We start from the raw sequence: 11,665 nt of genomic DNA on the forward strand, positions 1-11,665 counted from the left end.
CAAAATGACTAATGCGACAACCATTTATAACAATTCTTATTGAATGGCATCTTTTACTTCAATTGCCATTTCTTTAACAGATACTAATCCGCCACCAGAAACATACCAGAAATATGGATCTAAGTAAATGATGTTATCATTTTGTGCTGCATTAGTTCCTTCTACAAGATCATTATCTAATGTTTTTTGTGCAGATTCCTCTCCACCTACAATCGTGTTACGGTCTACAACAAATAAGTAATCTGGATTCGTTTCTGCGATATATTCAAAGCTTACATTTTGACCATGTGTTGCTACTTCAATATTGTCATCCGCTTGGGCAACACCTAATTCATCGTGAATATAGCCAAAACGTGAACCAGCGCCATATGCACTAATACCGCCGTCATTGGTTAAAATAATTAAGCCTTTACCCTCAGAAGAGTCTGTCGAAGCTTTCACTTCGTCAACTACTGCTAATACTTCATCCAATTTCTCTGCTGCTACATCTTCTTTAGCAAAGATTTCTCCTAATGTTTCCACATTTGTCTGGAATGACTCTAAATAGTTGGCTGTATCTACCCCAGTATAAATGGTTGGCGCTAACTCTGCTAAATCCTCATATACTGCAGATTGTCGACCGGAAATAATGATAAGATCTGGATCAAGAACGGCTAATGCTTCAAAATCAGGTTCTTTCAATGAACCAACATTTGTGTATTCTTCACCTTCAAACTTTTCTAAGTGAGGTGGAAGATTTCCTTGCGGGACACCTGCAACTTCTACACCTAATTCATCTAATGTTTCTAATGTACCATAATCAAACACCACGACTTTTCCTGGATTTACCGGCACTGTTGTTGTGTCTAATTCATGTTCTACAACTACTTCTGCAGGCTGGTCTGCTGACTCTTCTGAACTTTCTGCTTCTTCATTTGATTGACTTTCTTCTTCATTTGCTTGTGCATCACTTTCACTCTCTGCACCACATGCTACTACCACAAATAGTAGTGTTATTAAAGATAAAAAGAAAAGAAATTTCTTCATAATTGTACACCCCTTAAAATTTTTAAAAATATATTCATATGATTCACTCTTCCCCGCCGTCACATGTTAATGGGCCCTATCAACATGTTTATCCTGATGAAAAAGTGTTCACATAGATAACAAATTAATTAAAATATAAACAAATCTTGCACTGATCAATATCTTGAATCTGAATATCCATATCATAGACATCTCGAAGGACTTTCCGATCAATCATGTCATTTTTGGGACCTTGATGAATAATTTCGCCATGTTTTAATGCGACAATATAGTCTGAATAAACAGATGCAAAATTAACATCATGTATAACTATTACTACCGTTTTACCTAACTCATCTACCAATCTGCGCAATACTTTCATAATTTGAACAGAATGCTTCATATCTAAATTATTAAGTGGTTCATCTAATAATATGTAATCCGTGTCTTGAGCGATTACCATAGCAATAAATGCACGCTGCTTTTGTCCGCCGCTTAATTGATCCAGGTATTTATCCTGCATATCGTTAAGCTCCATATAATCGATTGCATCCTTGATAAATGTACGATCTTCTTTTGTCAATCTTCCTTGAGAGTAAGGAAAGCGACCAAAGCTAACTAGTTCTTTCACGGTTAATCTTACATTTAAGTGATTGGATTGCTTCAAAATAGCAATTTTTTTTGCTAACGCATTGCTTTTAACTGATGAAATTTCCTGATCATCAATGCGAACTTCGCCGGAATCCTTTGTGATTAATCGACTGACAATCGATAGCAATGTACTTTTACCTGCACCATTCGGGCCAATAAAAGATGTAATTTTCCCTTTGGGAATCGAAACGGAAACCTGATCTACAACTGCGGTATTTCCATACTTTTTTGTGATATCCTGTACTTCTACCATTCTTTATTCTCCTTTAAAATCAGATATAAGAAATATGCTCCACCAATGAAATTAATAATCACACTTAATGTTGTTTCAAACGAAAAAATACGGTCTACAACTAACTGTCCACCCACTAATGCGACAATACTTACCAGTGCTGAAGCAATTAATAGATAACTATGGCGATAGGTTTTCATAAACTCATAAGTGACATTTGCCACTAACAATCCTAAGAACAATATCGGACCAACTAATGCGGTTGCCACTGAAATCCAGATTGCTATCACAATTAATAACCGTTTTACAACCTCGTCATAGTCAACACCCAAGTTGATTGCCTGTTCTTTCCCTAATGACATCACATCTAAAAACTTTATGTACTTCCAAAAATAAATAATCGTAATGATGATGAGAATGATGGAAAACCAGAGTATATCAGTATTTACATTGTTGAAACTTGCAAACATCCGATTTTGTACAATCATAAATTCATTCGGATCAATTAATACTTGCATAAATGAAGATAAACTTCCGAAAAAAGTACCAAATACAATCCCTACTAATAATAGAAAGTAGACATTTTTCTGTTTTTTAAAGAGCAAATGATAAAGTAAAAAGGCAAATACAATCATAGCTCCGACAGATATAGCAAAATTCAAATTCGGATTTACCGCAAAAGCACTTGTTGAACCAAAGACAAATATAAGAAATGTTTGTAGCAATACATAAAGCGAATCTAAGCCAATCACACTTGGTGTTAAAATACGGTTATTCGTGATCGTCTGAAATACTACTGTGGCGATTGCAATAACAGAGCCTGTTACGATAATTGCTAACACTCTACTAAATCTTCTTGGCAATATGTATTCCCAATTACCAGGAATACCTGCAAATAAATAAATGGCAACTAGGATAAGACTTAATATAAGTAATATGGATAGTTTTAACTTAAGACGCATATGCAGATCTCCTCATAATTAAGTAAAGGAAGATCCCACTACCAATAACTCCAACTGTTACGCCAATGGCAATTTCATACGGGAATATAATAACCCTTCCTACTATGTCACAAACTAATACAAATACAGCTCCTAGTAATGCTGTATGTGGTAAGCTGTTTTTTAAATGATCTCCTCGATATATAGAAACGATATTTGGAATGATTAAGCCTAAAAACGGGATCATACCTACTGTCAATATGACGACAGAAGTTATAATAGCTACGATTACCAGGCCCACATTAACTACACGTTTGTGGTTCATCCCCAAATTCTTAGCAAAGTCTTCCCCCATACCTGCTATCGTAAATTTATTTGCATAGATATAAGCAAAAATCACTAAAGGTACACTTATGTATAGCATTTCATATCGGCCTTGCAAAATGAGAGCAAAATTTCCTTGCAGCCAAGAAGACATATTTTGAATCAGATCATTTTTATAAGCAAAAAATGTTGTAATAGAACTAACAATATTACCGAACATTAAACCTACTAATGGGATGAAAATAGGATCTTTAAATTTAACTTTATCCAATATTTTCATAAAGACAAAGGTCCCTATCAACGCAAAAGCAAACGCAATTACCATTTTCTCGATCGGACCTGCAGCTGGAAATATCATTAAAGCTACTAAAATACCAAATCGTGCAGAATCCATCGTACCTGCTGTTGTCGGTGATACAAATTTGTTCCGGCTTAATTGCTGCATGATTAAGCCACATATACTCATGCTCATACCCGCAATGATGATACTAATTAAACGTGGGAACCTACTGATAAATAAAATTTCTTTTTGATCTTCTGTTAATTGGAATAAATCTTTAGGATTTAAGTCAATAACCCCAATAAATAAAGAGACCAGAGATAAAATAACTAGTAATACAATTAAATACCGCTTCTTCATAAAATTCCATGGCCTTCCTGTTTGCATTTTTTAATAATGAAATTCATTATCAATTAGACAATTATTATAGTATCATAATCTTTGAAACTGTCAATAGTTTTTTGAAAATAAAGGTAACTGACACAAGGTGCGTGATGACAAAATTAGAACAAATATTAGAGGAATAAGCAGATATACGCTATAATTACGTATGATATGCTTGTAAAGAAAGGAAGAACTATTGTGGTTATAATCATCGATAATTATGATTCATTTACATATAATCTTGTTCAATATTATCGGCAATTAACGGAAGATGTACTCGTTTTTCGAAATGATAATATTACACTGCAGAAAATCGAAACGTTAAATCCTGATTTAATTGTATTATCTCCTGGTCCAGGATCACCAGAAGCTCAAAAGGAATGTCTATCCATATTGGATTACTTCCATGCATCAATCCCTATCCTAGGTGTATGCTTAGGTATGCAAATTATTGTACATTACTTTGGCGGGCAAGTAACGAAAGCAATTATACCAATGCATGGCAAAGTTTCGAAAATAAAGCATACTGGTCAAGGTGTTTTCGATTCTTTACCAAATGATATTTCCGTAACAAGATATCATTCTCTTATCACTAATAACCTACCAGATAATGAGTTATTCTCAACTGCTAAGACCTACCATGAAGAAATTATGGGGATAAAGCATAAGCAATATAAGGTGGAAGGAATACAATTTCATCCTGAAGCAATCCTTACAGAATATGGATTCCATATGATCAAAAACAGTTATAAACAAGCAATGAATGGAGTGGATTGAGTGAATAAGAATTTCTTGCAATTTAATTTTCAGCATACTGTTCGGCAATTCACTAACCCGATTAAAGTCTGGAATACAAATAGTATGAATGAAATACCCATTATATTTGAGGAGTTGGAACAATTTCTGGACAATGGTTATTACATTGCAGGCTTTGTCTCCTATGAAGCCGCCCCTGCATTTGACCCCAGTTATCATGTTCACGAACATAACAAATTACCACTTATCTGGTTAGCTGCATATGAGAAACCTGCCGACAATACGAATCATTTAGAAGACTTAGATTATCATCTGTCAGATTGGAAACATACAACCAGTTACGAGGATTACCAAGTAAATATTGAACATATTAAAAAGGCCATTGAAGATGGAAACACCTATCAAGTGAATTATACAACAAGGCTTGAAGCTCACTTTACCGGTAATCCGTATGCATTCTATCAACAACTAGTAAAGAATCAAGCGGCTTCCTATTGTGCATATCTTGATATTGGGTCTAATCAGATTTTATCTGCCTCTCCAGAATTATTTTTTAAAGTGAAAGATGGGAAAATTATCACGAAACCCATGAAAGGAACAATGAAGCGTGGTCGAACATATGAAGAAGATCTTCAATTTAAACAAGAGTTAAGACATTCCGCAAAAGATCAAGCTGAAAATGTCATGATTGTAGACTTGTTACGAAATGATATGGGACAAATTGCAAAGCCCGGTACCGTCCAAGTTAAAAGTTTATTTGATATTGAAACATATCCAACTGTACACCAAATGACGTCGACAATTGAAGCAAGTTTGGAAAAAATGAAGGTTTATGATTGGTTTAAAGCTTTATTTCCTTGTGGTTCCATAACAGGTGCACCAAAAGTAGAGACAATGAAATATATTGCAGAGTTAGAAGATTCACCCAGAGGAGTATATTGTGGTGCCATTGGCTGGATTTCTCCCGAACGCGAAGCAACTTTTAATGTCCCCATTCGTACAGTGAATGTGAACGGAAATAATGCCATTTATGGCACCGGTGGAGGTATAACTTGGGATTCAACCAGTTTCAATGAATACCATGAATTAAACCAAAAGGCAGAAATATTACATCAAAAAAGAAAAGTTGTTTCATTATTGGAATCAATGAAATTAGACAATGGTTATTATCCACTAATGTCATACCACTTACAAAGACTTAAGCATTCTTCACAATATTTTGGTTATCCCTTTCATGAAGAAAGAGTAAAAGAAAAATTATTCATGTTAGCAGATCAATACCAGGATGGATGTTACAAAGTCCGACTATTGTATCATCCGTCAAGCCACATCGAATTAGAACTTCAGCCTGTCAAAAAGTTAAAAGAACCTATTCAAACAGTGATAGCATCAAAACCAATTGATAAAAGAGATATTTATTTATACCATAAAACCACCAACAGAGAATTGTATCAAAAACTAGATCAAAATAAGCCTTCTCATGTCCTATCATCGCTTTTATGGAACAAAGAAGGACATATAACGGAGTTCACTATTGGTAATGTTGTAGTGGAAAAAGAGGACCGTTTTTTTACTCCTCCTGTTTTGGATGGATTACTTCCAGGGACCTACCGGGAACAACTAATTGAAGAGAAAGTATTAATAGAAAAAAGTATACCCTTATCAGTACTAGGCGAATATGATCAAATTTGGTTTATTAATAGTGTTCGAGGATGGGTTAAAGTACAATTAGTTGAATGATGCTCAAACAAATAAGTCGCTCGCACCACCACAAGTTTGTTAAAATCTGATTAGAGTATAATTAGGAGGTATAATCATGAATGCATATGAAGAATATATGAGAGAAATTACACAGTCCATGCGCAATGAATTAACCAATGCTGGTTTTGAAGAGTTAGCAACACCTGAGGAAGTAGATCAATTTATGTCTACAAACGAGGAGAGTGCACTAGTTGTAGTGAATTCGGTATGTGGTTGTGCTGCTGGATTGGCGCGCCCTGCAGCTGTTCAATCATTGAATGGTGAGAAAAAACCTGCTAAGCTCGTTACAGTATTTGCTGGACAGGATCGGGAAGCGACTTCAAAAATGCGTGAATATTTGGAAGGTCTAGAACCTTCTTCTCCATCCATGGCTATTGTAAAGGGCGGAGAAGTGAAACACTTTATTCCTCGCGAGCAAATTGAGGGTCATGAAGTGGAAGACATTCTCAATCAACTAACTAATGCTTATGCTGAATTCTGCTAATTTACATTCATTCATATGAAATCTAACGATAGGGTGAGCTTATATAAAGCTCACCCTTTATTAGTCATAAAAAAAGAACGTTGGGCACGATCCCAGCCTCCTCGGCAGCAAATTACGCTGTCTCTTGGATCTTCAGCTCGCTATTCTCAACAGGAGTGTCATAATTGTTTATCTATTTAATGACTATAAATAGAAAACGCCGTTTCAATTAATGAAACGGCGTTTTCTTTATTTCTTATGATCCTACGCGGCGAACGAGCCCGGAGAAATTTGATTTCCAATAGCCACTGCTCATGTCAGCGACTGCTACACCTGTTGAGCTTTGAGAACCAATAAATTTGTTATTACCCAAGTATATACCTACATGTCCGTTGGTTTTATACGTATTGAAGAACACAAGGTCTCCTGGTTGCATGTCGCTTGAAGAAACTTTTGATCCTACTGATGATAATCCTGAGGTACTTGCAGGCAAACTGATGCCCGCTTGCTTAAATGCCCAGCTCACAAAACCGGAACAATCAAAACGACCATTAGCAATATCATAAGCAGATCTACCTCCACCAAAAACATAGACAGAGTTGCCAATATACTTATCACCAACCGATGTTACTACATCTACTGTACTACCACTTGTTGAAACTGTTGTTGATGAATTGCTGGAATACTGTTCTATTGCATTATCATCTGATTGATTTGATCCATCACTACTAGCGGCCTCTTCTTGTGCACGTTGTTGCTCTTCTGCTTCTTTAATTGCTTTTTCTTTATTCGCTAAAATTTCATCTTCAATTTTTAAGTCATCCAAGTACTCACTATTTTCTTCTTCTTTTTCTTTTAATTCTTCTTTTAAATCTTCATTTTGGTCTTTTTGTCCCAAGATTTGATTTTGCATTTCTTCATATTCTGCTTTCATATCTTCCAGTTCATCTAATTTATTATCTAGCTCTACTTTTTTCTTTTCCACTTCTAATTTATCATTTTCTTGACTCTCTAGTAAATCTTGGTCTGCCTGTGTAATCTTATGTACTAATGCTACTCTATCAACGAAATCTACGAAATTAGTAGAACCAAGTAACACTTCTAGATAACTAGATGAACCACCATTTTCTTGTAAGGAAGAAATTCTCTCTTTTAGAATTTCATTTCTTTGCTCAATACTTTGTTCGATTTTATCGATTTTCGCTTCTAGATCACTTACCTCTGTTTCCACATCAGTTATTTCACCTTCTGTTTCTTCTATCATCTGCTCATTATCTTCGATTGCTTCATCTAACCTTAAAATTTGTTCATTTAACTCAATTAACTCTTCTTTAATTTTTTCGATTTCCTGTTCTTTCTCATCGATACTAGATTGTACATCGGATCTTTGTGCTTGAATTTCTTCTTTTGTTTCAGCGTTAACCGTCTGAACAAAAAACAAACTTGACATAATCGTTAATACTACAGCAGATTCCTTTACAAAACCTCTTATTTCTCGCACTCGATTCCCCTACTTTCCAACAGAATTTTTTAACGTTCTCTCTATGTAAGTTCCCCTTAATTTAAAGGTTTTCGTGTAGTCTTTTCACTCTATCCTTTGAACCAGACTCATTGTAACATAGTTAGATTTCACTAATGTTATGTGAATGTTACAAAAACATTTCAATTTTATCATTCTTTATGTCAAACTATGTCGAAACGCAACATCTAATAGAGTAACATAAAAAAAAAGCCCTTGCTAGAGCTTTTTTTATTCTTCCATTAGTTTCTGTTTACTTAGATAATCTTTCTTTTCTTGTATCTTTGAGAATGCTTTATGTGCCGGCATAGTCAAAGCGATAGCTAGTAAATTCATGCTAAAGAACAAGGCCAATCCTTGGAAGTTCCATAGCCCATATGTAATACCAAACACTCCTAACACCATAACAAATGTTGGTAATGGGTTTAATACCATAATAAAAAATGAACTTTTAATTACCTGTAATACTTTCATATCATAATGAACATATACTGGAAAAAGATAAAAAGTTGTTAATGTGAAAAATATAGAAATAAATAAAAATGGAATTGTAAGTAACATCATATAGTCACTTTCAACTAAGGTAACAAACAAGAAATCCAGGTATAAAATATAACCTGCTGCCACTGCAATATATCCTAGAATATTCGCTTGTAGTATCGATTGGCGATAGGCTTTCCAAAAAGTTTTAAACAGAGGAATATCAGTATTGCCTGAAACCCATTTTCTTACTACAGTAAACGTTGCAGCAATAGAAGGAAATAAACCTACTATGATCAATCCGCATAATGTAAATCCAATCCATAACAAGTTCAAATATGCTACTCTTGTAATCCATTCAAATACTTTATTTAATGCATTCATACTAATATTCCCCCTTAAAACTTTTAGAAGCGATAATTGAGATTCACTTCAAACAAGCACCTCTGTTATTAACCTTTTAAACCACTAGTACTAATACCATCTACTACATAGCGTTGGAAAATAAAGAAGATAATAAATACTGGTATTAAAGATACAACTGACATCGCAAACATTGCACCCCAGTTGGAAACAGATTCATTACTTAAGAACATGTTTAATGCCATTGATACCGTATATTTAGATGGACTATTCAAGTATAATACTGGACCAAGCAAGTTATCCCATGTCCAATAAAATGTAAAAATTGATGTCGTTGCTAAAGCAGGAACCAGTAATGGTAATATAATTCTTCTGTAAATACCAAATGTATTACAACCATCAATCGTTGCTGCTTCATCCAACTCTCTCGGAATCGTACGAATAAATTGAACCAACAAGAAAATGAAGAATGGGTGCCCAAAGTAAGCTGGTACAACTAATGGTTTCAAAGAATCTAACCATCCTAATTTCGCAAAAATAATATATTGTGGAATCATTATAACCTCATATGGAAGCATTAGAGTCATGATCATAATTGCAAACCAAAAACTTCTTCCTACAAACTTTAGACGGGCAAAGCCAAAAGCAATGAGAGAGCAAGAGATTAAATGACCCACTAATACAAATAGCACAAATACTAATGTATTTCCAATAAACGTACTAAATCCATAGTCTCCAAACCCTTCCCACCCTTGAGCGTAATTTCCCAATATAAAAGGGGAAGGTAATAATGATTCTGCTGTCACAAAGATCTGGTTACTCCGCTTAAAAGAGCTCATCACTAACCAAATAACGGGGTACAATATTAATATGGCAAATCCGCCAACAAGGACATGGTATAATAGTTTCTTGATATTTTTGGCTTTCATGTTTATCTGCCTCCTTCGGACTCATAGTGCACCCAAAATTTAGAAGACAAAAAGATAATGGATGTCAGTATTGCAATAATAATTAACATAACCCAAGCCATCGCGGATGCATACCCCATATGAAAGAACTCAAAACCTTGTTTAAACAAATACAGCGAATAAAGCAGTGTACCGTCTAACGGTCCTCCCGTTCCTTTTGAAATGATATAAGCTGGAACAAATGTCATAAAGGCTGCAATGGTTTGCATAATCGCATTAAACAATATAACAGGACTTAACATAGGTATGGTGATGTTGGAAAATTTCTGTAAGAAACTTGCCCCATCTACACTGGCTGCTTCATAGTAACTTTGCGGAATTGATTTCAATCCTGCTAAGAATATAAGCATTGATGATCCAAATTGCCAAATTGAAAGAAAAATTAGCATCCATAGAGCGGCACTTGGATCTCCAAACCATCTTACCGGATCTATCCCCATAGACATTAATGCAATATTGACAATCCCCTCGTCTCCAAAAATATTACGCCACATGATGGCAACAGCTACACTACCTCCAATTAAAGATGGTAGATAATATAGTGTGCGGTATAAACCTACGGCACGTGATGCAGTATTTAACAACATTGCTACTAACAAGGCAAATCCTAATCGTAAAGGCACTCCTACAAAGACATAGATAAACGTTATTTTCAAGGAATTGAGATATCTCGCATCTGATGTAAACATTTCTTTAAAATTATCTAACCCAATCCATCTCGGTGTAGAAAATAGATCGTAGGATGTAAACGAAAAATAAAGGGAAGCAATAATTGGTATAACCGTAAAGGCCAAGAAACCAATAATAAATGGCCCAATAAAAAGATATCCCCATAAATTCTGTTTTATTTGTGATTGCATGTTTAAAGCTCCCTTCCGTTCATTTTAAAACGATAGCTGATCCCTAAAGACCAGCTATCGAATACTAATTCATTAGTTACCCAAAATACCTTCTGCCTGTGATCTAAAAGAAGTTGCTGCTTCTTCCGGAGTAATTTGGCCATATGACATTTGTTCTGAAAGATTCGTCAATAATTCAATAATTTCCCCTGCACCAGATGGATCTGGAGAACCCATAGGAGTGCTATTTTCTTCTACCCAATCAATATACTCAAAGATTTTCGCTTGAGAAGGTGACACTTCTTCCATTAAGGCTTCTTTCACTTCAGAAGAAACCGGAACACCACGTTCTCCCAAAATTATTTTATTTGCATCTACATCATTTACAAAGAAATCAATAAATTTAGCCGCTGCTGCTTTATCTTCAGAATTTTCAGCAACAGAGAAGAACATACTAGGTTTTAAATACAACCCATCCTGAATCCCTGGTCCTGGCATTGGAGCAAATTCAAAATCTAATCCAGAGATTTGTTCTAAACCAGCAAATTGATTAGACCATTGGAAGACCCCAACACCTTCTCCTTTTGCAATCGGATCATCTTCTGGACCTGCTAATTGCGCTAAATAATCCGGCGTTGGTGTTGCTTCTTTTTCTACTTGATTAGTAAGCATGGTATATAGATCCACAAATAATTGATC

General features: G+C 35.0%; 11 protein-coding genes and 1 pseudogene. 3 read left to right on the forward strand and 9 right to left on the reverse strand.

From position 1 onward, the window contains the following. Positions 1 to 36: 36 nt before the first annotated feature. The 4 genes from BM121_RS19790 to BM121_RS19805 form a co-directional block, all read right to left on the reverse strand. Positions 37 to 1,026 carry a siderophore ABC transporter substrate-binding protein gene (locus tag BM121_RS19790; protein WP_091485975.1) on the reverse strand — a complete coding sequence of 330 codons (990 nt, stop codon included), beginning with the start codon at positions 1,024 to 1,026 and terminating at the stop codon, positions 37 to 39. Between the two features lie 124 nt (positions 1,027 to 1,150). Continuing rightward, positions 1,151 to 1,909 (reverse strand): iron ABC transporter ATP-binding protein, encoded by a 759-nt coding sequence (locus tag BM121_RS19795; RefSeq protein ID WP_091485978.1) that lies wholly within the window; start codon positions 1,907 to 1,909, stop codon positions 1,151 to 1,153. Then, entirely contained in the window at positions 1,903 to 2,850 is a 948-nt protein-coding gene (locus tag BM121_RS19800; RefSeq protein WP_091485981.1) for an iron chelate uptake ABC transporter family permease subunit, read from the reverse strand. The genes BM121_RS19795 and BM121_RS19800 overlap by 7 nt, the downstream gene beginning before the upstream one ends. Beyond that, a complete protein-coding gene (locus BM121_RS19805) occupies positions 2,840 to 3,793 on the reverse strand; it encodes an ABC transporter permease (RefSeq protein WP_091485984.1) in 954 nt (317 codons plus the stop codon). Before BM121_RS19805 ends, BM121_RS19800 begins: the two co-directional genes overlap by 11 nt. 222 nt (positions 3,794 to 4,015) lie before the next feature. On the opposite strand from BM121_RS19805, the gene BM121_RS19810 reads away from it, so the two are divergent. From BM121_RS19810 to BM121_RS19820, 3 genes are all read left to right on the forward strand, one after another. After that, entirely contained in the window at positions 4,016 to 4,594 is a 579-nt protein-coding gene (locus tag BM121_RS19810; protein WP_091485986.1) for an anthranilate synthase component II, read from the forward strand. Then, positions 4,595 to 6,313 carry an aminodeoxychorismate synthase component I gene (pabB, locus tag BM121_RS19815; protein WP_091485989.1) on the forward strand — a complete coding sequence of 573 codons (1,719 nt, stop codon included), beginning with the start codon at positions 4,595 to 4,597 and terminating at the stop codon, positions 6,311 to 6,313. A 73-nt stretch (positions 6,314 to 6,386) separates the two neighbouring features. Then, positions 6,387 to 6,818, forward strand: a complete 432-nt coding sequence (locus BM121_RS19820; RefSeq protein WP_091485992.1) for a BrxA/BrxB family bacilliredoxin — start codon at positions 6,387 to 6,389, stop codon at positions 6,816 to 6,818. A 235-nt stretch (positions 6,819 to 7,053) separates the two neighbouring features. On the opposite strand, the gene BM121_RS19825 is transcribed toward BM121_RS19820, so the two are convergent. The 5 genes and pseudogenes from BM121_RS19825 to BM121_RS19845 form a co-directional block, all read right to left on the reverse strand. Beyond that, positions 7,054 to 8,298, reverse strand: a complete 1,245-nt coding sequence (locus BM121_RS19825) for a coiled-coil domain-containing protein (RefSeq protein WP_091485995.1) — start codon at positions 8,296 to 8,298, stop codon at positions 7,054 to 7,056. Positions 8,299 to 8,547: 249 nt separating this feature from the next. After that, the gene (locus BM121_RS19830) at positions 8,548 to 9,180 is read right to left on the reverse strand and encodes a YesL family protein (RefSeq protein WP_091485997.1); all 633 of its coding nucleotides are present in this window, start codon (positions 9,178 to 9,180) and stop codon (positions 8,548 to 8,550) included. A gap of 68 nt (positions 9,181 to 9,248) precedes the next feature. Further along, positions 9,249 to 10,088 (reverse strand): carbohydrate ABC transporter permease, encoded by an 840-nt coding sequence (locus tag BM121_RS19835; protein WP_091486002.1) that lies wholly within the window; start codon positions 10,086 to 10,088, stop codon positions 9,249 to 9,251. A 2-nt stretch (positions 10,089 to 10,090) separates the two neighbouring features. Continuing rightward, positions 10,091 to 10,987: a carbohydrate ABC transporter permease gene (locus BM121_RS19840; RefSeq protein ID WP_091486004.1), complete on the reverse strand. Its 897-nt coding sequence runs from the start codon at positions 10,985 to 10,987 to the stop codon at positions 10,091 to 10,093. A 72-nt stretch (positions 10,988 to 11,059) separates the two neighbouring features. After that, positions 11,060 to 11,665: pseudogene (locus BM121_RS19845) on the reverse strand (sugar ABC transporter substrate-binding protein); the annotation flags it as partial.

It is taken from the genome of Gracilibacillus orientalis, from assembly GCF_900114645.1.
GTDB classification, from domain to species: Bacteria; Bacillota; Bacilli; order Bacillales; family Amphibacillaceae; genus Gracilibacillus; species Gracilibacillus orientalis.

Excerpts from the sequence above, each read along its gene's own strand:
- BM121_RS19835 (WP_091486002.1), bottom strand. The coding sequence starts at position 10,088 with ATGAAAGCCAAAAATATCAAGAAACTATTATACCATGTCCTTGTTGGC.
- BM121_RS19840 (WP_091486004.1), bottom strand. The coding sequence starts at position 10,987 with ATGCAATCACAAATAAAACAGAATTTATGGGGATATCTTTTTATTGGG.
- BM121_RS19805 (WP_091485984.1), bottom strand. The coding sequence starts at position 3,793 with ATGAAGAAGCGGTATTTAATTGTATTACTAGTTATTTTATCTCTGGTC.
- BM121_RS19830 (WP_091485997.1), bottom strand. The coding sequence starts at position 9,180 with ATGAATGCATTAAATAAAGTATTTGAATGGATTACAAGAGTAGCATAT.
- BM121_RS19795 (WP_091485978.1), bottom strand. The coding sequence starts at position 1,909 with ATGGTAGAAGTACAGGATATCACAAAAAAGTATGGAAATACCGCAGTT.
- BM121_RS19790 (WP_091485975.1), bottom strand. The coding sequence starts at position 1,026 with ATGAAGAAATTTCTTTTCTTTTTATCTTTAATAACACTACTATTTGTG.
- BM121_RS19800 (WP_091485981.1), bottom strand. The coding sequence starts at position 2,850 with ATGCGTCTTAAGTTAAAACTATCCATATTACTTATATTAAGTCTTATC.